The sequence below is a fragment of the Pseudomonas sp. B19(2017) genome (assembly GCF_002113165.1).
In the GTDB taxonomy this organism is placed as follows: Bacteria; Pseudomonadota; Gammaproteobacteria; order Pseudomonadales; family Pseudomonadaceae; genus Aquipseudomonas.
Window position 1 is genome coordinate 21,293 of sequence record NZ_NEJR01000012.1, and the last position, 22,707, is coordinate 43,999.

Consider the following 22,707-nt stretch of genomic DNA (forward strand, 5'->3'; position numbering starts at 1 on the left):
GCCAGCGGCGAAGCTGATAATCTGGGGCCGCTTCGCGCCCCATCGCGACACAAGGCCGCTCCTACAGGGACCATGCCTGTCCTGGCGGTATACGCTTGCTTTGCATCGGGCCTGCGCGGAAGCTATGCAGCATTAGGAGACCCCCGATGAACCTGCAAGAACTCACCCAACGTCTGCACCAGATCCGCGACAACAACGACTGGCGCAGCTTCCACAGCCCGAAGAACCTGGCCATGGCCGCCAGCGTCGAAATGGCCGAGCTGGTGGAAATCTTCCAGTGGCTGAGCGAAGACCAATCGCGCCAGCTGCCCGCCGACAAGCTGGCCCATGCCGGCCAGGAAATCGGCGATGTGGTGCTGTACCTGTTGCTGCTGTGCAGCGAGCTGGGCCTGGATATGGACCAGGTGGTGCGGGCCAAGCTGGCCGACAGCGAGAGGCGCTTCGCCCGATGAACGACCGTCACTTCGATGAGCTGGCCACCCGCTTTGCCGAGAAGATCTACGGCGGTGCCAAGGGCGCGATCCGCCTGGCCGTGCTGCAGGCCGACCTGGCCGACGCCTTGCCCGACCGACCGCTGCGTATCCTCGACATCGGTGCCGGGTTGGGGCACATGGCCTTGTGGCTGGCCCAGCGCGGCCACCAGCTGACCTTGGCCGAACCCGCCGCGCCAATGCTCGACGGCGCACGGGCGCGCTTCGCCGAAGCAGGCCAACCGGCCACCTTCATCCAGGCCCCCTGGCAAGACCTGCTCGGCCAGCTGACCGAACCCTACGACCTGGTGCTATGCCACGCCGTACTCGAATGGCTGGCCGAGCCCGAAAGCATCCTGCCGGTGCTGCACCAGCTCACGGCCCCCTCCGGGTGGTTGTCGCTGGCCTTCTACAACCGCGACGCGCTGGTCTACCGCAACCTGCTGAAGGGCCATTTCCGCAAGTTGCGCAGCAACCGGCTGGAAGGTGAAAAGCAGAGCCTGACCCCACAAAAACCGCTTGATCCACGTGAACTCAGGGCGCAACTTGATCCTGTGTGGCAGGTTGAAAGCGAAAGTGGCGTGCGGGTGTTCCACGACTACATGCCCAAAGAATTCCAGGGCAAGGCCGAACTGCTCGACCTGCTGGAAATGGAACTGGCCTACCGTCGCCACCCCAGTTTCGCCGGGCTCGGTCGCTACCTGCACTGGGTTTGCCGCCCTCGCTAATCCACCCGCCGGGAGGAATACATGCCCTACCGTCTGTTGTGCCTGGCCCTGCTGCCGCTTGCCCTGGCTGGCTGCCAGGGCAGCAACCCGTATGTGGCCAGCAGCCGGCCGTTACCGCCGGCGCCGGCCCAGGCAGCCAGCACCTTCGATGCCAGTGCCTACCCGGCACCGGCCCGTGATTACGGACACTACCGCAGCTGGAGCTGGCGCAATGGCCAGTTGCCCAGCGGCTCGGTCGATACCGACCCGGCGCAACTGGCCGATGCCGTCAGCGGCGCGCTCGACCAGCATGGCCTGCGCCCCGCCCGGGGCGGCCCTGGCGACTTGCTGGTCAGCGCCGATATGCGCCTGGAAAAACGCTTGCGCCAGGTACGTGACTACGATGCCTACGACCCATATTACGGCCCGTACCCCTATGGAGGTATCGGCTATGGCGGCTACCGCCATGGCTATGGTGGCTATGCCAGCGTGCCCATCGTGCGCACCTACGAGGTTCAGGTGATGGTGGTGCGTATCGACCTGTACGACGCCCGCAGCGGCCAGCCGGTATGGAGTGCCAGCGCCGAATCCGGCAGCGACAAGGACTCGCCGCGCGAACGCGAAAGTGCCTTGCGCGATTCCGTGCACAAGGCGCTTAGCGGCTATCCTCCCAGTTGATATCCAACGGAGAACCATCATGTTGCGCCGTCTCGTTCTACTGTCATTCGTACTATTGGTCGCAGCCTGCTCCAGCAATAACGTCCAGCAGGATTTCGATGCCAGCCGTGATTTTGCCGCCTACCGCAGCTGGGCATGGCAGGAGCCAGGCCTGCAGTACCGCCCGGATGACCCGCGAATCAAGAGCGACCTGACCGAGCAGCGCATTCGCCAAGCGGTCGCCGACCAGCTCGACCAGCGTGGCCTGCGCCCGGTACAAGGTGGTGCGCGGCCGGACCTTGGAGTGCGCGCATACCTGATCGTCGAGCAGCGCCAGCAGCAGATCACCACCAACTACGGCGGTGGCTGGGGGGGCTACTGGGGCGGTTACTGGGGTGGCCCTATGTACAACGAAACCCGCAGCGTCGACTACAAAGTCGCCACCATCCAGATCGACCTGTTCGACGGGCGTGACGGCAAGCTGGTGTGGCGCGGCAGTGCCGAACAGATCATGAACAACTACCCGCCAAGCCCCGAGGAACGCAACAGCGCGATCCAGAACACCGTGACCAAGGTGCTGGCCAACTACCCGCCGGGGAGCAGGAAGTAACACCGAGCGCGGTTATGCAGGCGCCGCAGCCCCTGTGGGAGCGGGTTTACCCGCGAAGAAAACAACGCGGTGCATGGCACCGGCTTTGCCGGTGTTCGCGGGTGAACCCGCTCCCACAAGTGTCACCTGCGAGGCCTGCTTCAACAGCGACAAAATCCATCCCGGCCACGCCTTTTTCCCTCTCCCGCTCCACTCCCCCGCAGGTTCCCGTCTATCTTCACTTAAGGAAACCTGACTGACCGGGTAGATGTGTTCAACATTTGGGAAGGGCGACCTGCCAATGCAAAGCATTGTTCTCCTGCTGTGGCTTGCCTTGTGCACCGAACAGGATGTGCGTCAACGCCAGATATCCAACATGCTCACCCTTGGCGTGGCTACCTGCGCCCTGGCCTGGCTGTTCGCCACCGGCCACAGCTGGATCGGCGCCGATGCCAGCGATGCCGGCTGGGCGCTGGCCATCGTCATGCTGCTGACCCTTCCCGGTTACATGCTCGGCCGTTTCGGCGCCGACGACGTCAAGCTGATGGGCGCACTGGCACTGGCCACCAGCCCGCAATACGTGCTTGGCACCTTCATCGGTGCCGGTGTCAGCGTGCTGCTGTGGCTGCTCACCCGCCGGCGCCTATGGACCTTGCTCAACCCCAAGGTGAAAAAGCGTTTGCAGGCCCTGACCGAGGAAATGGGCGACAAGCAGGCGTTCGTCCCCTATGTGCTGAGCGGCTTTCTTCTGACAGCGGTATGGGTCCAATGAGCTAGACGGACCTCCGTCGCCTTGTACAAATCTTGTACATATTCGCCTGATGCAGCTATTTTTAAGCTGCCAGAGCGTCTGGCCCCGGGAGCAGGGCCGTATAAGAACAGGGAGTGAAACGTGTCCAGACCAGTGAGTGAATTGAAAGTGCTAGTGGTGGATGACCAACCGGTCATTGTCGAACAACTGTGTGAATTCCTCGAAACCAAGGGCTATGCCTGCGTACCCGCCCATTCCACCGACGAAGCCATCGCGCGCTATGCGGCAGACCCGGCCATCGGCCTGCTTATCTGTGATCTGCACATGCCGGAGCGTGATGGCATCGAGCTGGTGCGCGCCTTGAAGGGGATCCACGGTAACCAGCGCATGTTCGAAGCCATCATGTTGACTGGGCATGCCGAGAAGCAGGATGTGATCCGCGCGCTACGTGAAGGCTTTGCCGACTACTACCAGAAGCCAGTGGACTTCGATGAACTGCTCGAAGGCATACGCCGGCAGGAAGAGGCTTTGCTGGAACGCCAGCGCAACTTCCGCGACCTCGGCGGATTGAACCAGCGCCTGCAGGAGCTGGCCGACTCGATTGACGAGCTTTACCAGGATCTGGAAAAAGCCCGCGGCCAAGGTACTCATCGGCGTGCAACAGATGTGGAAGAAAGTGAAAGTGAGCTACCAGCAACGTTCGAGAAGCTGTCGCCACGCCAGCTGGAAGTAGCGCGCCTGGTGGGCAAGGGCAAGACCAACTACCAGATCGCCTGTGAGTTGGGCATTACCGAGAATACCGTGAAGCTGTATGTGTCGCAGGTGCTGCGCCTGACCCACATGCACAACCGCACCCAGCTGGCACTGGCACTGACACCCAGTTCGTCGCAGGTGCATCAGCGGTTTATCACCCATTGAGTGACCGTTAGGCACACGGCTTTTTTAAACGCTACTCACTGACCTGGAACGCCACGCGCGCCGTCTCGCCACTTTCATCCAGCGCGCTGATTTCGGCCTGCCCAACCTGTGGCAAGCGCACCAGCAGGCTGTCTTGCCCTTGGGTTTCGCCCAAGGGATGGCCATTGAGGAACCACCAGCGCCGCCCTCCACCGCCCAGCGCCGACACATGCACTTGCAACGCCTCGCTGCTGGTAGCCGGGCGGCGCAGGTTGTCCCCCGGACGCACACCCACGATCGACAGCGGTGGCGCGCTGGCCGGCAACTGCGGCGGGCAGGCCGGGTCGATGGCCGGCAGGCGCGCCGCACGCCGCTCGGCGCGTGGTAGCCAAGGCTCCAGCGGGGCCGGCCAGAGGGCGATGTCGCGGGCCGTGGCGCCCGGGCAACTGCCATCGACACGCAGCCCCTGGTCGTTGACCCACACGCTTTCACGTAGCCCCAGGCCAAGTGGCTGATCGGCGGCTTGCAGGGTTGGCGGTGTGGTGCCGTCCAGGGTCCAGGCGAAACGCTGACGCCGGCAGTTGGGGTCCTGCTTGTTCATCGGCTGGCCCAGCGGCCAACAAATCGCCGCCACACCGACATTTGCCGGCACCCGCTCCACCGGCACGCTGATGCCACGCTGGCTGTCACGGTTGCTCAACAGGTCGTGCACCTGCAGCATCAGCGGCGCTGCCGAAGCCAGCCCGAATTGTCCGGGCACCGGTGTGCCGTCGGGGCGGCCGATCCATACACCGATCAGGTAGCGCGGCCCCACGCCGATCGACCAGGCATCGCGAAAGCCATAGCTGGTGCCGGTTTTCCAGGCCAGTTGCGGGCGTTGCACCAGCTCGGCATGCGGGTCCCGGTCGGGGCGCGCCTGGCCGCTCAGAATGCGCCGGATGATCCACGCCGCCCCCGGTGACAGCAGGCGCCGTTCCAGCAACGGGTCCTGCGGTTGCAGGCGCACCCGCGCACTGTTGCCACCCCGCGCCAGCGCAGCGTAGCCACCCACCAGGTCCTCCAGGCGACTGCCCGCCCCACCCAGGATCAACGACAGGTTGGGCTCGGCCAGCGGCGGCAGTATCAGCGGCATGCCCGCCATGCGCAGTTGCGCGGCAAAGCGTTTCGGGCCATAGGCCTCCAGCAGCTGCACCGCCGGCAGGTTAAGCGATAGCGCCAGCGCCGAACTGGCCGATACCGGCCCGCTGAAACCCATGGAGAAGTTGCCGGGGCGGTAGTCACCATAACGTCGCGGCACATCCTGCAGCAGCGACTCGGAATGGATCAGGCCGTCATCCAGCGCCATGCCGTAGAGGAACGGCTTGAGCGTGGACCCCGGCGAGCGCAATGAACGCACCATGTCGACATGCCCGAAGCGGCGCTCGTCGGCCAGATCGATCGAGCCCAGGTAGGCACGCACCGCCATGGTTTGCGCATCGACCACCAGAATGGCGGCGGAAGTGCGCTCCGGCAGCCGCGCGCGCCAGCCCAGCAGCAGGTCTTCCAGACGTCGCTGCAACGCGGCGTCGAGTGTGGTGCGGATCAGCGGCGGGCTGCCGGCACTGTTCAGCCGCCGGGCCAGCAGCGGCGCCAGGGCCGGCTCCTGACGTGGCGCCAGCACCAGCGGTTCTTCGCCAGCTTCACGGATTTGCCGGGTCGGCCACACCTGGTATTCGGCCAGGCGTTGCAGCACCTTGTCCCGGGCACGCTGGGCACGTTCGGGGTGACGGTCCGGGCGCAGGCGGCTGGGCGCCTGGGGCAGCACTGCCAGCAGCGCCGCTTCGGCCGGGGTGAGGTGCATGGGCGACTTGCCCAGGTAGGCCCAGCTGGCGGCCGCCACGCCCTGCAGGGTACCGCCGAAGGGCGCGCGGTCCAGGTAGATCTGCAGGATTTCGCGCTTGGACAGATGCCATTCCAGCTGCGCCGTGCGCCACAGCTGGCGCAGTTTGCCGGCCAGGGTGCGCTCATGCGGGTCGAGCAGGCGCGCGACCTGCATCGACAGCGTGCTGCCACCCGACACTACGCGCCCGCCACGCAGGTTCAGCCAGGCAGCGCGGGCCAGGGCCAACGGATTGACCCCGGGGTGGCTGTAGAACCAGCGGTCCTCATAGGTGAGCAGCGCCTGCAGGTACAGCGGCGAAACTTCGTCGGGGCTGACGGGGTAGCGCCACACGCCATCGGCATCGGCGAAACGCCACAACGGTGTGCCATCCTCGGCCAGGACTACCCGGGCCAGGTCGTCGCCGGGCATGGGCAGCGGCCAGAGACGGTCGGCCAGCCACAACAGGCCGAACAGCACCAGCATGCCGATCACCGTGGCGCGCAGCAACCTGCCCGCACGGGTACGCGGCCGCGTTAAGCTTGGCATCGGGAACCGACCTGGCCAGGTGATGGCCAAAGGCTTGGGAACGGCAAAATCGCCGATTCGTTCATCAGGAAGCAACTATGCATGTAGAAGGTTTTTTCGAGTGGCTGGGCCAGGCGCTGGGGTCGTTGATCCGCTTCATCGTCGACGCATTGAGCGGGCTGTTCAACCTGCTGGCCAGTGCCGGTGGCAATTTCATCGATGGCCTGGCGCGCACCTTGGGCATGGAGACCTCGCTGCTCAGCATCCTCGCCCTGATCATCGGCCTGGTGCTGCTGTACTCGGCAATCCGCGCATTCATGCGCGCCTCGATCATCCTCGGGATCATCTGGCTGCTGCTGGGGTTGTGGGTGATGAGCTGGGTGATTCACTGAACTATGCCGGGGGCCGCGCTGCGGCCCAATCGCCGGCAAGCCAGCTCCCACCTCGACCGCATCGACCTCAAGCCAGGCTCCATCCTGTGGGAGCTGGCTTGCCGGCGATGAGGCCGGTAAAGGCGATACAAATCTAGCGGGCTTTAACGGTCATCTCCCCTTGCCCATCCCCAACGGCCTGCAGGTTCGGCCGGTACATCGATTCGACCTGCGGCGGCGGCACGCGGTAGGTGCCCGGGGTTACCGCCCGGGCCAGGTACAGCAGATGGGTGGTGCCGTAGCTGTCCAGCTTGAGCGCGGCAACGTAACGGTCATCGCGGTACTCCTGGTGCACCACGCTGGCGTTCTGCATCGACTCGCGCCATTCCTTCACCGCGCTGCTGGCGTTGTCCAGGCTGGCGGCACTCTGCGCCAGGTTCTGGTTTTCCAGCTCCAGGCCTGCCGGTAGCAAGTCCACCACCAGCGCATCCGGTACGCGGTCTTCAGCCTTGAGCGCCAAGTGCACCAGCACCAGGTCGCCACTGCGCAGGTTGTGCAGATCCAGCGGCTGGCCATTCATGCCCAGGTACTCACGGCGGATCTGCATGCCGTTGCCACCGGCCGCAGGCGCCTGGCGCGGGTAACCTGACAGGGTCAGTTGCTGGTACAGCGTCTCGCTGCCTTGGTTCTGCACACTAAGCGGCGAAGCCAGCAACGGGCCTTCGAGCTTCATGCCGGACTCGGCATTGTTGAACTCGCGTACTTCGCCGGCGCTGTCCAGGCGCGCCTGCCACTGGCCTTCCGGCTTGCCAAGCAGGCTACGGCCGGCCAGGAACAGCGCATTGCGCTCCTGAGTGGACAGCCAGCGGTTGGCCGCCAGTTCATCCGACAGGGCGAACAGGCGCTGGTCGACCTGGCGGCTGGCCAGGTTGCTTTCCTGCAGCAGCGCCAGAATCAGTGCCTGGTCGCGCAGGGCGCTGCCATAGTCGGCCATCCAGCCTTTACCGCGGCTGATGCCCAGCCCCGCCTGCAGGGCCTGCTCGGCACGCGGCTTGTCGCCCATCTTGTCCAGCGCCACCGCCAGTTGCACCAACGGCAGGCCAGAGCGGGCGTCGGCGCGGCGTTCGAACAGACCACGCAGGGCCCCCAAGGGCGCCTGCTGGCTGCGCGACAGCACCAATGCCGCATAGGCCTGCACGGCGAAGCGGGTGTGCTCGGCGTTCTCGCTGTAGTCGACCTCGATCAGGTTGCGCTCCTGCAGGTAGCGCAGCAGGCGCTCGCTGGCCTTCTTCAGCGCTTCGGCCGGCACGCCGTAGCCCTGATCACGGGCACGCAGCAGGAAGTCGGTGACATAGGCGGTCAGCCAGTATTCCTCTTCGCTGTCCGAGCTCCACAGGCCGAAGCTGCCGTTGTAACGCTGCATGCCCAGCAGGTGCTCGATACCCATCTCGATCTTGCGCTTGCGCACATCGGCTGGTTCGCCCTTGATACCCAGGCGCTTGAGGCTGTCGGCATCGGCGTACAGCGATGGGTAGAGGCCGCTGGTGGTCTGCTCCAGGCAACCGTAGGGGTAGGCTTCGAGAGCACGGATCTGCTCGGCCAGGTTCAATGGTGGCCGGCTCGACAAGGCCAGGCTGGCTTCCAGGCCGGCGGGTTCGAAGGCTGCAAGGTCTGCTTCAGGCAGGGTCCATGGCTGATCTTTCAAGGCCACGCGGTAATGCTTGAGTATCGCCGGGTAGGCCGGGCGCACGCCCAGCGTCCACTCACGCTCGAACGCGCCGGTCGGCTCGTTGGGTAGTTGCAGGCCAGTGACCCGCACATGCACCTTGCCCTGCCCCAGGCCCCCCTGGGCCTGTACCGGAATCATCAGGGTGGAGCGCTGGCCTTCCGCCAGGGCAACGTTCTGCATGGCGTTGGCCGCCAGACTCAGTTGCCCCTCCGTGCTGATTTCAACGCTCAGTTGCTGGGCGCGGCCCGACAGGTTGGCCAGGTCCAGTGCCAGGCTGGTGCGGTCGCCACCGGCCAGGAAGCGCGGCGCGGAGAGCTCGGCAATCAGCGGTGCGGCGACCACGGTCTTGCCTTCGGCCATGCCGAAATGTTCCTCGGTCCAGGCCTGGGCCATCAGCCGCAGTTCGCCATTGAAGTCGGGGATATCGACCGTGGCCTGGCCCTCGCCCTTGTCGTCCAGGGTCACCGGCAGGCTCTGCTGGGCGACGATGGTCACCGTGGTGTTGGGGCGCTTGCCCCCCTTGGCCATTGCCGCGTCACCGCCGAACGCCAGGCTGGCCAAGCGGCCCTGGCCGGCTTCGATCAACTGGCCATAGATATCCAGTTGGTCGGCACCGTAGGCCTTGCGCCCGAACAGGCTGGCGAACGGGTCGGGGGTCTTGAAGTCGGTGATGTTGAGGATGCCTACATCCACCGCCGACAGCAGCACATGCACCTGTTTGGGCACGCTGCCATCGGCATTGGCTGCCTTGACCTTCACGGTCAGCGGCTGTTTCGGGCGCATTTTCTCCGGCGCCTGCAGGCTCACCGCCAGCTTGCGCTCGGCACGGTCCAGCGGCAGGTGCAGCACGCCCACCGCACGTTTTGGCGTGGCGTTGGCCTTGCGCTCACCCGGGCGGATCACCAGCGCGCTGATGTACAGGTCGTGGCGTGCCCACTGCTTGTCCAGTTGCACGTCGAAGGTCTTGCCCTCGGCCGGCACGTCGATTTCCTGCCACCACAGCGGGCCATCGCTGGACTCGATCATCAGGTAGCCACTGCCAGCTGCGGGCGGGGTGACGGTGACCTGGGCGGTAGCGCCGTCAGCGTAGGCCGGTTTGTCCAGTGCCAGCTTGACCTGGTCCGGCCGCACCGCACCGCCTTCGGCGTTGTCCTGGGCACGGTAGCCAGCCCAGAAGCGTGCGCTGGACACCAGGCCAGTCTGCGGGTCTTCCACCTCGACGCGATACGGACCCCATTCCACCTGGAAGCTCAGCTTGGCGGTGGAGCCAGCCTTGACGCTGACGGTCTCTTCGCTCTGGGTGAGGAACTTCTCGTTGTAGGCGTAGCTCCAGCCATCGCTCTGCGAGTAGTTCCAGTAGTAGTCGCGGCGCTCGCGTACCAGCCGCACCTTGAGGTCGTTGGCCGCCAGCTTGTTGCCATCGCGATCGGCCACCAGGAACTCGAACTCCACCGGCCCGTCACTGTCGGTTTCTTCACCGTCGAACAGGCCACGCAGGCCCGGCAAGCGCTCGGCCGGCCAGATGGGTTGTTCCAGGCGCCGGGTGATCGGCCGGCCACCGGACTCCTGCAGGCTGGCCTGCACGGTCAGTTGCAGCGGCGAGCGGGCTTCGGCCCAGCGGCTTTCGATATCGACCACGGCCTTGCCGGCCTGGTCGAGGGTGACTTCGTCCAGCTCCAGGTCCTGGTTCAGCTCGGTTTCGGTGACAGAGCCGAACTGGTAGCCAGGCAGCGCCGGTACCGCCTCGCGTAGCGGGCGAACATAGGCCTGGCCGCTCAGGCGGTTGCCGGCAGCCGGGGCGCCGTAGAGGTAACGGCCATTGACCTGGATGCGCGCATCCTGATCCGGAGTCAACGGTTTGCTGCTGCCCTTGAGCTCCAGCGCCAGGCGCTCGGGCAGGAAGTCTTCGACGAGGAACTCATACACCTGCTTGCGCCCGCCGCCCAGGTCGAGCAGCAGTTGCCAGCGGCCGGTCGGCGCCTCGCTGGCCAGCTGCAGCTGGTACTGGTACAGGCCATTGCCGTCGGCTTCCCAGACGAACTTGCGGCTGACCTGCTCATCCGGGCGACGCACTTCCACACTCACCGGCTGAGCCTTGACCGGCTTGCCGTCCTGGTCGCGCAGCAGGCCGTTGAGCAACACCGTTTCGCCTGGGCGATACAGGTCACGCGGGCCGAAGATGAAGAACTGCAGCGGGTTGGCCTGTGGCCCGGTGATATCGAACTCGGCCAGGTCCAGCGCCGCGCTGCTCAGGCGCAGCAGGGTGGTGTGCACCCCTTGGGTGGCGATCAGGGTGTCGGCCTTGGGCGTGATCGGCAGCTGGGCATGGCCATCGCTGTCGGTGCTCGCCTGGGCCAGCAGCTTGCCCTTGTCGTCATGGATTTCCAGGGTGACGCCGTTCATCGCCTTGCCACCTTCCAGTGCCTGGGCGAACACATCGAGGCGGTCGCGGTAGCGATGCGCGGACACACCAATGTCACTGAGGGTGAACAGAGTCGCGGGTTGCGAGTAGTCGTAGGTGCCCGAGGCACGCATCACCGCCAGGTACACGCCTGGCTCCTGCAGCGGCTTGATGCTGGCGATCGGCAGCAGCACGGTCTCGCGGGTGTTGCGTGCAGGGTTGAGGTCGAAGCGGCCGCTGTAGACCAGTTCGGCCATGTCCAGGGTTTCCTTGGACTGGTAGTAGTACAAGCTGCTGTTGCGTCCCCAGTTGACGAGGAAGGCCGAGAGCATGTCCGGCTTCACGCGGAAGAATTCGACATCGACCTTGTCGACGTTGAGCGCGATCACCGGCAGGCCCTCGGCCAGCCGCGTGGGCAGCAGCGAACCGCGGCTGGCGAAGCCGATGGTCGGTTGCATGTCGCGGGTTTCCAGGCGGGTGATCGACTCGCTGTCCAGCTGCTTGCCGTTGACCGCCTGCAGGCCCTTGTCGACGGTCAGCACCAGCTTGCGCTGCGGTTCCAGGTGGCGCAGGCGCAGTTCCATCTGGTTGTCGGAGAGTTCCCAGGCGCCGTCGAGCTTGCCTTTGACCGTGTCGACCAGGTGCACTTTGCTGGTGAAGTCCTGCTTGGCATCGAGCGGTGCCGAGAAGCTGATCGACAGCGTTGCGGCGCCATCGAGCTGCACTTCGGAAACATCCAGCACCGTCAGCTCGCGGCCTTCGTAGCGTTTGGCGAGTACGGCCGGGTCTTCGCGCTTGGGGGCCGGGGTGGCTGCGGGCGCTGTGGCTGCCGGTTTTTCGGCTGGCGCCGGTTTGCCCGGGGTCGAAGAGTCACAGGCACTGAGCAAAGCCAGCGCGCAGGCCAGCAACAATCCTTTGTTGAACATGGAGTAGAACTCTTTGGCAGCGTGTACGTTTAGGGCAGCAACTATAGCGCAACGGCGGATGCAGTACCCGACGTTACGCGTCAGGTGCGACCATGGTCGCGCGAATGGGTGACCCGACCGTTACACTGTGGCCATTCGTTGACTGGGGCCGCTTTGCGCCCCAATCGCCGGCAAGCCAGCTCCCACACTGGCCGCATCGAGTTCAAGTCATGTGCAATACCTGTGGGAGCTGGCTTGCCGGCGATTGAGCCGCAAGGCGGCCCCTGATAAATCAAGGATTCCAATGTCGCAACTGACCACCGACTGGCAGCACCGCCCCACCCACCACAAGGTCTGGGCCCTGGCCGCGCCGATGATCCTGTCCAATATCTCCGTGCCGCTGGTAGCCCTGGTCGACAGCACCGTCATCGGCCACCTGCCGCACGCCCACCAGCTTGGCGCCGTGGCCGTGGGCGCCACGCTGTTCACCTTCATGGTCGGCCTGATGGGCTTTCTGCGCATGGGTTCCACCGGCTTCGCCGCCCAGGCTGCCGGGCGTGCCGACGGCGCGGCGCTGCGCCAGGTGCTGGTGCAGGGCCTGCTGCTGGCGGTGGCCTTTGCCCTGCTGATCGGCCTGCTCGCCCTGCCCTTCAGCCAGCTGGCGCTGCACGCCATGCAGCCAAGCGAGGCATTGCAGCAATCCACCGAAGACTTCTTCCACACCCGCTTGCTCGGCCTGCCGGCAGCGCTGGCCAGTTATGCGCTGGTCGGCTGGTTCCTCGGCACACAGAACGCACGGGCGCCGCTGGCGATTCTGCTGACCACCAACCTGCTGAACATCGCTCTCAACCTGTGGTTCGTGCTGGGCCTGAACTGGGGCGTGCTGGGCTCGGCACGGGCCTCGGTGATCGCCGAATGGAGCGCCGCGTTGCTCGGCCTTGCCCTGACCCGCCCGGCCCTGCGCGCCTACCCTGGGCAGATCGCCTGGGCAGCACTCAGGCGCTGGCAGGCCTGGCGGCCGCTGCTGGCGGTGAACCGCGACATCTTCCTGCGCAGCCTGGCGCTGCAGCTGGTGTTCCTACTGATCACCGTGCAGGGCGCACGCTTGGGTGAAGCCACGGTGGCGGCCAATGCCCTGCTGCTTAACGGCCTGCTGCTGACTGCCTATGCCCTCGACGGGCTGGCGCATGCAGTGGAGGCCCTGTGCGGGCATGCCATTGGTGCTCGCGACCGCGACACCCTGCGCCGCTCGCTGGTGGTGGCCTGTGGCTGGTCGCTGATCATCAGCCTGGGGTTTGCCGGGTTGTTCCTGCTGGGTGGGCACCTGTTCATCGATTTGCAGACCGACATCGAGAGTGTGCGTGCGGCGGCTTACCCGTACTTGCCGTACCTGGCGTTGCTGCCGTTGATTGCGGTGTGGAGTTACTTGCTGGATGGGCTGTTCATCGGCGCGACCCGGGCGCGGGAGATGCGCAATGCAATGTTGCTATCGGTGCTGATTGCGCTGCCCTTTGGGGTGGTCATGAGCGGGTTTGGCAACCATGGGTTGTGGTTGGCCTTTCTCGGATTCATGGCGTTGCGGGCGGTGGCGTTGGGGTGGTCTGGGTGGAAATTGAACCTGCAAGGCAAGTGGGTGGCGGAGCAGGAGAACACAATATGAAAGAATTGCTCAATTGACTGCATTAGATGGCTCAAGGCAAAAAAAGAGCTCTGCCCACGGAGGGGTCGTCATCTTAGCCATGCCATGAGCAAGGAGCCATAATGTACCCACCACCTGCACCTTCTGGCGTCTGTGTAATGAGCAACATGCATGCTGCCAGCCGAGAGCGTGATTACTTCAAAAATGGCGGCACCGGCTTTTTAATATCGTGGTTCTATTCCATGGTTCGAAATGGAGGGAAGTGGGATTACAAGCAACAAGGAAGGAAGTATGAGGCCTTGGGAAATTTCAATTACGGCGCAACCGGAACTGCTGCTGGTCTCTCGGAAGAATTCTTGTTGAGAGGCGCCGGGTGGGCGCAAAGCCGTGCTGGCACCAGTAACTCTACATTTGGCTCGTGGTGAGGGGACCCGCCTTATGGTGACGATCCCGAAGATCAGGAATGGATCAAGGCAGGTATCAGATATGCGAAGACGTTCGGCTACTAAATGGCTGATAGCCGCCCTGCTTCTGCTCGCCCTCGGACAAGCCCTATGGATTCTCACCTCAGGCTCCAAACCTGTGTTGACCAAGGTTGTTTCTGTCACCCCTATTGGCAAACACAGCGCAGTCTATGAAGTGCTAAGCAATGACGGTGGGGCGACGGTGCCGCTGATTTATTTGTACTTTGTGGCTGAACAAACCCAGCGAGATGAGCAGCTACTACCGAATCTAAAGAGACTTAAACCTTTTCTGGTGACACGGCAATCTGGTGCGATAGAGCACGTGGAGGGGTTGAAAATAGCGGCCCGAACCCAGGATACGGTGTACAGCTATTCGAGCACATCGATTCTCGAAGAGAATGGTGCTGTTGTGCCAATCACTATCGAGCTCACGGCAACCGCTCAACCAAAGTAGAAAAAGAAGGGGCCGCATAGCGGCCCCTCCTGGAGTCAGGAAGACAGGTACGAAGACCGGGTCAACCCCAGGCGCAAGGCATCCAGGTACTGGGTCCGCTCACGCGCGGTGATCCTGGCGCTGGCCACCTTGTCACGGTAGTGCGTCATCAACTCCTCCGGCGACAGGTGCACGTAGCGCAGCATGTCCTCGATGGTGTCGTGGGTCTCGATACCGGCGTGGTACACGCTACCGTCGGCGTTCTGGTAGATGTTCACCGAGTCGGTGTCACCAAACAGGTTGTGCATGTCTCCAAGGATTTCCTGGTAGGCACCGACCAGGAACACACCCAGCAGGTAGTCCTCGCCCTCCTTCACCGCATGCACCGGCATGCTGGTCTCGATGCTCTGCTCGTCGACGTACTGGTTGATCTTGCCGTCGGAGTCGCAGGTCAGGTCCTGCAGTACGGCACGGCGCATTGGCTCTTCGTCCAGGCGGTGCAGCGGGATGATCGGCAGTACCTGGCCGATGGCCCAGGTGTCCGGCAGGCTCTGGAACACCGAGAAGTTGCAGATGTACTTGTCGGCCAGCTTGTCGTTCAGCTCGTCCAGCACCTGGCGGTGCGAGCGCTGGCGGGCTTTCAGCGAGTTGTGCAGGCGGCGGCACACGGCGAAGTAGCACTGTTCCGCCAGGGCTTTCTCGGCCAGGCTGATCTTGCCATCGGCATACTGCGCAGCCACGTCACCCATGTAATGGGTGGCGCGCCAGTAGGTCTCGGTGACCATCTCGATGTCGGTCGGGCCGAGCAGGTCGACCAGCCATTGCACGGTCTCGGGCAGGGCTTCTTTGTTGTCGATGGTCGGTACGTCGTCGTTGTGCTTCTCGACGTCGGTCACCTGGATCACCAGCATGGCGTGATGCGCTGTCAACGAACGGCCGCTCTCGGAGAAGATGTGCGGATGCGGCAAGCCCTGCGCGTCGCAGAACTCCTTGAGCATGCCCACCACCACGCCGGCGTAGTCGTCCATGTCGTAGTTGATCGAGCTGGCATTGCGCGAGTGGGTACCGTCGTAGTCCACGCCCAAACCGCCGCCCACGTCGATATGGTCGACCGGCAGGCCCAACGCACGCAGCTCACCGTAGTAACGGATGGCTTCCTTGAAACCGTGCTGGTAGTCGGCCAGGTTGGCAATCTGCGAGCCCATGTGGAAGTGCAGCAGGCGGATACCCTGGTCCAGGCCGGCATCGCGGAAGCGCTGCACCACCGAAATCAGCTGAGCGGCGGACAAGCCGAACTTGGACTTCTCGCCACCGGTGTCGGCCCACTTGCTCGAGGCCAGCGACGACAGGCGCACGCGTAGCCCGACCTGTGGTTTGACCTTTAGCTCCGCGGCCTCCTCGATCACCAGGGCCACTTCCGACTCTTTCTCGATGACGATGAACACGTTGTGGCCAAGCTTCTGGCCCATCAGCGCCAGGCGGATGAACTCACGGTCCTTGTAGCCGTTGCAGACGATGGTGCCGCCCTTCGGCGCCAGCGCCAGCACGGCCAGCAGCTCAGGCTTGGAGCCGGCTTCCAGGCCAATCGAAACGTTCTGCGTGGCGATGATGTTTTCCACCACCGCTTCCTGCTGGTTGACCTTGATCGGGTACAGCGCGGTGTACTTGCTCTGGTATTCCAGGCGCGCGATGTTGGCGTCGAAGGCGCCGGTCAGTTGGCGCACGCGGTCCTGCAGAATGTCGGGGAAGCGCACCAGCAATGGCAGCGACAAGCCGCTCTGGCGCAGTTCGTCGACCTGTTCGAACAGGTCGATCGGTGCGCTTTTCGGGCCGTTGGGGCGTACTTCGACGCGCCCGGCTTCATTGATGGCGAAATAACCAGCGCCCCAATGGCGGATGCCATAAACACTGCGGCTGTCGGCCACGGTCCATTGGCTACCATCGTCTTTGCGTGTGCGTCGTACGGACATTCAAGTCCCCTATAGATAAGTCGAAGACACTGCCCCGCGAGGAGGCGGGCGCAGTGTAAAAGCCAAAAATGACGATTCGTCCGTGCCCTGGGATAGACCCTGGTCACGGCAACGAGTTTAGAAAGCACTGGGCAAAAAATCGCGTGGCCGCCTCAGCCGCCGGATTTTTTCGCCTTGAAGCCCTGCTTGGTCAGCTCACCGATCAGCAGCTCGACATGGTCGCCCTGGATCTCGATGACCCCATCCTTCAGCGCGCCACCAGTACCACAGCGGCGCTTGAGGGTAGAGGCCAGCTCCTTGAGCTGGTCGAGCGGCAGCGGCACGCCGGTGACGGTGGTCACGGTCTTGCCGCCGCGCCCCTTGCTTTCGCGGCGCACACGGGCGATGCCATCGCCTTCGGGGATGACCTGCTGCTTGCAGGTACAGGCATCCACCGGCTGGCCACAGTCGGGGCAGTGCCGACCGGCGTCGGTGGAGTAAACGAGACCGCCAAGGGCGGCGAAGGAAGAAGCTTTCTTGGCCACTTTTGTTCCTCGGTGCTGAGGACAAAAACTGGTCGGCCCCAGGGGGTTGAGCCCGACCGCGAAGCCCCACTCTGGCAGGGGCGGCGCTACCACCGCAAGACCTGCGGCAGCCCGAAAAGGGCGCGCAGTTTAACGATAAATGCGGCTGTTGCTAAGTACCGGAATGCGGCATTTTGCGAATGTTTTGCGACTATTCGCGGGCATGCCCGCTCCCACAGGTACGGCGCCGCATCTGGAGGCTGCGCAATACCTGTGGGAGCGGGCGTGCCCGCGAAAGTGCCGGCACTGCCAAAACAACTATTCCAGGCTGGCTTTATAGCGCTGCAACGCCGCAAGGGAGTCCGGGCAATACGGCTTCGTCAGGCGTTCTTGCTCAGCCTGCTCCAGGCTAATGAACCTCGCCTCGCTCACCTCTTCCGGCTGCAAGCGCAACGGCGCATCCGACACCGCCGAATACACCGCACACCACAAACGGTTATCCGGCTGGTCAAAGTAGAACCGCTCATGAAAATGCAGCGCCACACCAGCGATCCCCAGCTCCTCGGCCAGCTCACGCGCCGCCGAATCGGCATACGCCTCCCCGGCCGTCACCATGCCACCCGCCGCCACGTCCCAGTACCCCGGGTACAGCGCCTTGCTCAGGGTGCGCCGGTGCACGCACAGTTCACCAGCACTGTTGAACAGCAGAATGAACGTGCAACGCCCGATCAGGCCGCGCTCGCGCAGTTCGGCGCGGGGCATGGCGCCCAGCACCTGGTCGGCTTCGTCCACCCAAGTGACCAGTTCGCGGTCGGAAGCCGCCCGGTGGGCGGCCTCGTTTGGGCTGATAGCCATCATCAACCCTGCGACAGCAGCTGACGCAGGTCGATGACCGCGGCGTTGGCCCGGGAAATGTAGTTGGCCATGACCAGCGAATGGTTGGCCCACATGCCGAAGCCACTGCCGTTGAGCACCATCGGGCTCCACAGCGCTTCCTGCGAGGCTTCCAGCTCACGAATGATCTGGCGCACGCTGACCGTGGCGTTCTTCTTCGCCAGCACGTCGGCAAAGTCCACCTCGATGGCACGCAGCAGGTGCGACAGCGCCCAGGCCTGGCCACGGGCTTCATAGAACACGTTGTCGATCTGCAGCCATGGGGTTTCCACCAGTTCCTCGTCCACCTGCGGCGCCTGGCCGGCGACCACCGACTCGGTCTTCAACGTGGTGTTGAGCTTGACCCGGCCAACGCTGGCCGACAGGCGCTGCGACAGCGAGCCCAGGCGGGTGGCTACATCACCCAGCCAGTTGTTCAGGTTATCGGCACGGGTGTAGAAGATCGCGCCCTTGTCACCGGCAGCCAGACGGGTCTGGTAGCGGGTCAGCGACTTGATGCCCTCTTCGAACTCCGACTCGCTCGACGGCAGGATCCAGCTCTTGTTGTCGAAGTTGAAACGCGGCTCGGCCTTGGCCAGGTCGGCGTCTTCGGTGGATTGCGACTGAGAACGGGCGAAGTCCTTGCGCAGGGCACGGGACAGGTCGCGCACCTGGACCAGCACGCCATATTCCCAGCTCGGCATGTTGTCCATCCACAGCCCTGGCGGGAAGCGGTCGTTGGAAATGTAGCCACCCGGCTTGTTCAGCAAGGTGCCGGCCACGGTCTTGAGGGTTTCGATAGTGGTGTAGCCCACCACCATCTGCTGGCCAGTGCGCTCGGCTGCGGCCTGGGCGTTCTGCTGCACCGGGAACAAGGCCGGCTCCTGGCTCCAGTACCAGCCCAGGCCGATACACACCAGCAGGTACAACCCGATCAGGGTCCCCAGGGCACGGCTCCAGAGGCCGCCAAGGTAGCTACGGGCGGCGGCGCCACGGCCATCGACACGCTCGCGGGGCTCGGCTTTGGCCTCGCGGTTTTTCCAGTCCAGCATGGCTTTGTCCTTAATCAGTCACGACGGTTCAGGGGCTTGGACCACAGGCCTGCGTCAGGGTGCCACGGCAAGCCCGCGTGGCAGCACTATAAAGCAGACACCGCCTTACGCATAAGCGACCAATCGGTCAGCAACTGAATATTCGTTCTGCCCGCTTTGTTGATGCGGGGCAGTCACGCACCTGAAAAGAACTGCTAGCATAGAGCCATCATTGCCCCTGCACACCCCAACCTACAAGTAGCCAGGACATGAGCCAAGCAGCCGAGCCGAGCCCGTTGTGCCCCGCCCAACAGCTGACGCGTAGCGGCCTGCGCAAGGATGACCCGCTCGACCAGGTGCTGCTACCGCCCCTGCGCAAGCCGGTGTACATCTTGCTGCAGGACCACGAGCGTGCCCAGCGCCTGGCCCAGCAACTGGAATTCTTTGGCCTGGTGGTGCAGGCACTGGCCAGCGCTGCGGCGTTCAAGGCCTCGATCAGTGAATACCCGCCCTCGGCCATCATCATGGATGTCGACTTCAACGGTGCCGGCCAAGGCCTGCTGCTGGCGGCCCAGGTGCAGCAGGGGCTGGCCCGGCACATACCGCTGCTGTTCTTCAGCCACCAGGAAACCGATACCCCGACCCGCCTGGCCGCCGTGCGCGCCGGTGCCCAGGACTTTCTTACCGGTACCCTGGAAGCCTCCAGCCTGCTGGAAAAGGTCGAGCTGCTGACCAATGCCACCCCGCACGACCCGTTGCGCGTGCTGATCATCGACGACTCGCGCACACAGGCTCTGTACACCGAGCGCGTGCTGGCCAGCGCCGGCATGATCACCCGCAGCCTGACCGACCCGATCCGCACCATGGCCGAGCTGGCCGACTTCCAGCCCGACCTGATCATCCTCGACCTGTACATGCCGGCCTGTACCGGCCCTGAGCTGGCCAAGGTAATCCGCCACAGCGACCGTTATGTGAGTGTGCCGATCATCTACCTGTCTGCCGAGGACGACCTGGACAAGCAGCTGGACGCCATGAGCGAAGGCGGTGATGACTTCCTGACCAAACCGTTTCGCTCACGCCACCTGATCACTACCGTGCGCAACCGCGCCGCCCGTGCCCGGCACCTGAAGGCACGCATGGTGCGCGACAGCCTGACCGGGTTGTACAACCACACCCACATCCTGCAACTGCTGGAGGACTGCAGCTTCCGCGCCCGTCGTGAGCAGCAGCCGTTGAGCTTTGCCATGCTCGATATCGACCACTTCAAGAAGATCAACGACCGCCACGGCCACCCAATGGGCGACCGGGTGATCAAGAGCCTGGCGCTGTTTCTCAAGCAGCGCTTGCGCAAGACCGACTTCATTGGCCGTTATGGTGGCGAAGAGTTCGCCGTTGTGATGCCCAATACCGCGCTGGACGCGGCGCACAAGGTGCTGGATGAAATCCGCCGGCGCTTTGCCGAGATTCTCTACCCGGCGCAGCCTCGGGACTTGCAGTGCACCTTCAGTGCCGGGGTGGTGCAGCTGGATGAGGGGCTGGATGCGCTGACCATGGCCAGTGCGGCGGACGAGGCGCTGTACCGGGCCAAGCATGCCGGGCGTAATTGCGTGGTGCGTGTAGAGCCCTGAGTTCTTCTTCGCCTGTACCGGCCTTTTCGCGGGCTTGCCCGCTCCCACAGGGATTGCGCTGCATTCAGGTCTGGTAAATAGCCTGTGGGAGCGGGCGAGCCCGCGAAGAGGCCAGTACAGGCAATACAGATACAGGCACTGTGCCACTTTTTTTATGGCGCCAACCCCCTGTCGTCATCACCCCGTCACAAAAACGCAATAACTTCAGCCACCGAACTCTCCCCTCCCCGCAGGAAGCTCGCGGCTATGCGCCTGAAGTGGCTGACCAATTTCAACACCCTGTTGCTGGTAACCGTGTGTATCGCCCTGGGCGCCACCTTGTGGTGGTCGCAGCGTGCCCTGGAGCGCCCCTATCAACTGATGGAGCGCTACCTGGGTCTGTCCCAGCAGTTTCAGAACCAGGCGGCCGGCAACATCCAGGCTTATCTGGCCAGCGGCGATGCCCTGCGCCACGCTGCGGCAATTCAGGCCAACCAGCAGCTGCAGGCCGCGCTGACCGAATTGCCCACCGAGCTGGCCGATAAACTGCGCCCCAGTCTGGACAACCTGCAAGCCTTTACGGCCGAAGAACTGCTGGCCGCCGGCAAGCTGGCCGGCGACCCGCAAGCGCTGCTGCTGCAGGCCGAGCGGGAACTGGGCGCCAACTTCGAGCAGCTTGCTGGCTACGCCCGCGGCAGCGGCAGCACCGACGCCAACCGCTACCTTGTGCCCTTGCTCGACGCCAGCGTGCACCTCGGCCGCCTGTCGCTGGCCCGCGACAAGCTGGTCAGCAGCGGCCGCCCGGAGCTGGCCGACGAGGTGGAGCGCGAGCTGCAACTGATCCGCGCCCAGGCACAGGCGATCGACGCCTTGCCGTTGCTGGGCGTAACCCGCACCGCCGAATCCGGTGCTGACGACTTCGCCGCGATGATGGGCCTGGAAACCCAGGCCAGCGCCCAGCAGGAAGACATTGCCGTTGGCCTCAAGCGCGAACTGCAGAGCCTGCTCAGCCGCTATCCGGCCGAACTGCAGCGCACCCGCGAACAGATCGAGCGCCGCGTCGCCCTGGCCGCCAGCACTGGCCAGCGCCTGGCAGCCGTGCAGCAGGCCATTGCGGCACTGGAGCCCGAGGTACGCGCCCAGCATGCGAAAATTGCCGCCGAAGTCCGCATCATCCAGGGCCTGATGATCGGCCTGATCCTGCTTATCGCCCTGCTTGTAGACACTCTGCAACGCCGCCTGGCGTGCACCCTGACCGGCTTGGCGCCGGCCCTGTCACGCTGGGCCGAGGGCGACTTCGCCGCAGCCATCGCCCTGGGCAACACCAACCGCGAACTGAGCGACATCCAGGAATCGCTCAACCGTCTGCGCCAATACCTGGTGGAACTGGTGGGCACCATCCGCCACAACGCCGAACAGGTGGCTGGCAGCAGCCATGCCCTGGCCGGCATGAGCGCCGCCCTGCATGACGGCGCCGAACGCCAGGCTGGCGACACCGGGCAGATCCGCGATGCCCTGGGCGAACTGGAAGCGACCATTCAGCAAGTGGCCGGCGACGCCAGCGCCGCCGCCGACGCCAGCCGCGATGCCGGGCGTGCAGTGGAGCAAGGCCAGGCGGTGATTGGCCAGAGTCTGTCCGGCTTGCGTGAGCTGGTCGATGAAGTGCAGGGCAATGCCCGCATGATCGAGCAACTGGCGGAAGAATCGGCCACCATCGGCGGCGTGCTGACGGTGATCCGCTCGATTGCCGAGCAGACCAACCTGCTGGCACTGAATGCCGCGATCGAAGCGGCCCGGGCCGGTGAGATGGGCCGTGGTTTTGCCGTGGTGGCCGATGAGGTGCGTTCACTGGCACAGCGCACCACCGGGGCTACCGGCGAAATTCAGGCGCTGATCGACCGCTTGCAGCAGGCCGCCAGAAGTTCGGTGGCCGGGATGCGTGCGCAACTGGAGCATGCCGAGGCCACGGCCAACCAGGCCCAGGCGGCGGATGGGGCGCTGGACGAGATTGTCTGTGCCATTCGCACCATTTCGGACACTGCGGTGCGGATTGCCGATGTCACGGCGCAGCAGAGCGGTGCCGTGAGCGAGATTCGCGACCACAGCGAGCGGATTCACGAGTTGGGTGAGGACAACCTGCAGCGCATTGGCGAGGGGCGCGAGCAAGGCGAGCAGTTGCTGAGCCTGGGGGGTGAACTGAACCGGGCGGTGCGGGCCTTCAGAGTCTAGGTTGGCCTGTACCGGCCTCTTCGCGGGCATGCCCGCTCCCACAGGGATAGCGCATGGCTTGAGGTTTATGCGGTCGAGGTGGGAGCGGGTTTACC

At 64.3% G+C, this 22,707-nt stretch carries 18 protein-coding genes; 12 read left to right on the forward strand and 6 right to left on the reverse strand.

Going from position 1 to position 22,707, the window contains the following annotated elements; all coding sequences use genetic code 11:
* The first annotated feature begins 146 nt into the window (after positions 1–146).
* The 6 genes from CAF70_RS16855 (at position 147) to CAF70_RS16885 (ending at position 4,092) form a co-directional block, all read left to right on the forward strand.
* A complete protein-coding gene (locus CAF70_RS16855; RefSeq protein WP_085626082.1) occupies positions 147–452 on the forward strand; it encodes a MazG-like family protein in 306 nt (101 codons plus the stop codon).
* Positions 449–1,198: a methyltransferase domain-containing protein gene (locus CAF70_RS16860; protein ID WP_085626083.1), complete on the forward strand. Its 750-nt coding sequence runs from the start codon at positions 449–451 to the stop codon at positions 1,196–1,198. Before CAF70_RS16855 ends, CAF70_RS16860 begins: the two co-directional genes overlap by 4 nt.
* A 21-nt stretch (positions 1,199–1,219) precedes the next feature.
* Positions 1,220–1,855 (forward strand): DUF4136 domain-containing protein, encoded by a 636-nt coding sequence (locus CAF70_RS16865; RefSeq protein ID WP_085626084.1) that lies wholly within the window; start codon positions 1,220–1,222, stop codon positions 1,853–1,855.
* Positions 1,856–1,874: 19 nt separating this feature from the next.
* Positions 1,875–2,444, forward strand: coding sequence for a DUF4136 domain-containing protein (locus tag CAF70_RS16870; protein WP_085626085.1), 570 nt, complete (start codon positions 1,875–1,877; stop codon positions 2,442–2,444).
* Between the two features lie 280 nt (positions 2,445–2,724).
* Positions 2,725–3,195, forward strand: a complete 471-nt coding sequence (locus CAF70_RS16880; RefSeq protein ID WP_085626086.1) for a prepilin peptidase — start codon at positions 2,725–2,727, stop codon at positions 3,193–3,195.
* 120 nt (positions 3,196–3,315) lie between these two features.
* Positions 3,316–4,092 (forward strand): response regulator transcription factor, encoded by a 777-nt coding sequence (locus CAF70_RS16885; protein WP_085626087.1) that lies wholly within the window; start codon positions 3,316–3,318, stop codon positions 4,090–4,092.
* Between the two features lie 31 nt (positions 4,093–4,123).
* Here the strand turns inward: CAF70_RS16885 and pbpC are convergent, their stop codons facing one another.
* Positions 4,124–6,478 carry a peptidoglycan glycosyltransferase PbpC gene (gene pbpC / locus CAF70_RS16890; RefSeq protein ID WP_085626088.1) on the reverse strand — a complete coding sequence of 785 codons (2,355 nt, stop codon included), beginning with the start codon at positions 6,476–6,478 and terminating at the stop codon, positions 4,124–4,126.
* Between the two features lie 77 nt (positions 6,479–6,555).
* On the opposite strand from pbpC, the gene CAF70_RS16895 reads away from it, so the two are divergent.
* Positions 6,556–6,849, forward strand: a complete 294-nt coding sequence (locus CAF70_RS16895) for a hypothetical protein (RefSeq protein ID WP_025337571.1) — start codon at positions 6,556–6,558, stop codon at positions 6,847–6,849.
* Positions 6,850–6,982: 133 nt separating this feature from the next.
* Here the strand turns inward: CAF70_RS16895 and CAF70_RS16900 are convergent, their stop codons facing one another.
* Positions 6,983–11,884, reverse strand: coding sequence for an alpha-2-macroglobulin (locus CAF70_RS16900; protein WP_085626089.1), 4,902 nt, complete (start codon positions 11,882–11,884; stop codon positions 6,983–6,985).
* Positions 11,885–12,167: 283 nt separating this feature from the next.
* On the opposite strand from CAF70_RS16900, the gene CAF70_RS16905 reads away from it, so the two are divergent.
* From CAF70_RS16905 to CAF70_RS16915, 3 genes are all read left to right on the forward strand, one after another.
* A complete protein-coding gene (locus CAF70_RS16905; protein WP_085626090.1) occupies positions 12,168–13,523 on the forward strand; it encodes an MATE family efflux transporter in 1,356 nt (451 codons plus the stop codon).
* Positions 13,524–13,660: 137 nt separating this feature from the next.
* Positions 13,661–13,927 carry a polymorphic toxin type 44 domain-containing protein gene (locus tag CAF70_RS16910; protein WP_256573303.1) on the forward strand — a complete coding sequence of 89 codons (267 nt, stop codon included), beginning with the start codon at positions 13,661–13,663 and terminating at the stop codon, positions 13,925–13,927.
* 61 nt (positions 13,928–13,988) lie between these two features.
* A complete protein-coding gene (locus CAF70_RS16915) occupies positions 13,989–14,420 on the forward strand; it encodes a hypothetical protein (protein ID WP_085626091.1) in 432 nt (143 codons plus the stop codon).
* Positions 14,421–14,455: 35 nt separating this feature from the next.
* Here the strand turns inward: CAF70_RS16915 and speA are convergent, their stop codons facing one another.
* The 4 genes from speA to CAF70_RS16935 all read right to left on the reverse strand — a co-directional run bounded on the left by speA (position 14,456) and on the right by CAF70_RS16935 (position 18,797).
* Positions 14,456–16,369 carry an arginine decarboxylase gene (gene speA / locus CAF70_RS16920; protein ID WP_085626092.1) on the reverse strand — a complete coding sequence of 638 codons (1,914 nt, stop codon included), beginning with the start codon at positions 16,367–16,369 and terminating at the stop codon, positions 14,456–14,458.
* 152 nt (positions 16,370–16,521) lie between these two features.
* Positions 16,522–16,893, reverse strand: a complete 372-nt coding sequence (locus CAF70_RS16925) for a translation initiation factor Sui1 (RefSeq protein WP_085626093.1) — start codon at positions 16,891–16,893, stop codon at positions 16,522–16,524.
* Positions 16,894–17,190: 297 nt separating this feature from the next.
* Positions 17,191–17,727, reverse strand: coding sequence for an NUDIX hydrolase (locus CAF70_RS16930; RefSeq protein ID WP_085626094.1), 537 nt, complete (start codon positions 17,725–17,727; stop codon positions 17,191–17,193).
* Positions 17,728–17,729: 2 nt separating this feature from the next.
* Entirely contained in the window at positions 17,730–18,797 is a 1,068-nt protein-coding gene (locus CAF70_RS16935; protein WP_085626095.1) for a DUF2333 family protein, read from the reverse strand.
* Between the two features lie 248 nt (positions 18,798–19,045).
* Between CAF70_RS16935 and CAF70_RS16940 the strand changes: the two genes are divergently transcribed.
* Together CAF70_RS16940 and CAF70_RS28195 are read left to right on the forward strand one after the other, a co-directional pair.
* The gene (locus CAF70_RS16940; RefSeq protein WP_085626096.1) at positions 19,046–20,404 is read left to right on the forward strand and encodes a diguanylate cyclase; all 1,359 of its coding nucleotides are present in this window, start codon (positions 19,046–19,048) and stop codon (positions 20,402–20,404) included.
* Positions 20,405–21,832: 1,428 nt separating this feature from the next.
* Positions 21,833–22,612 (forward strand): methyl-accepting chemotaxis protein, encoded by a 780-nt coding sequence (locus tag CAF70_RS28195; protein WP_371053098.1) that lies wholly within the window; start codon positions 21,833–21,835, stop codon positions 22,610–22,612.
* The last annotated feature ends 95 nt before the right edge of the window (positions 22,613–22,707 follow it).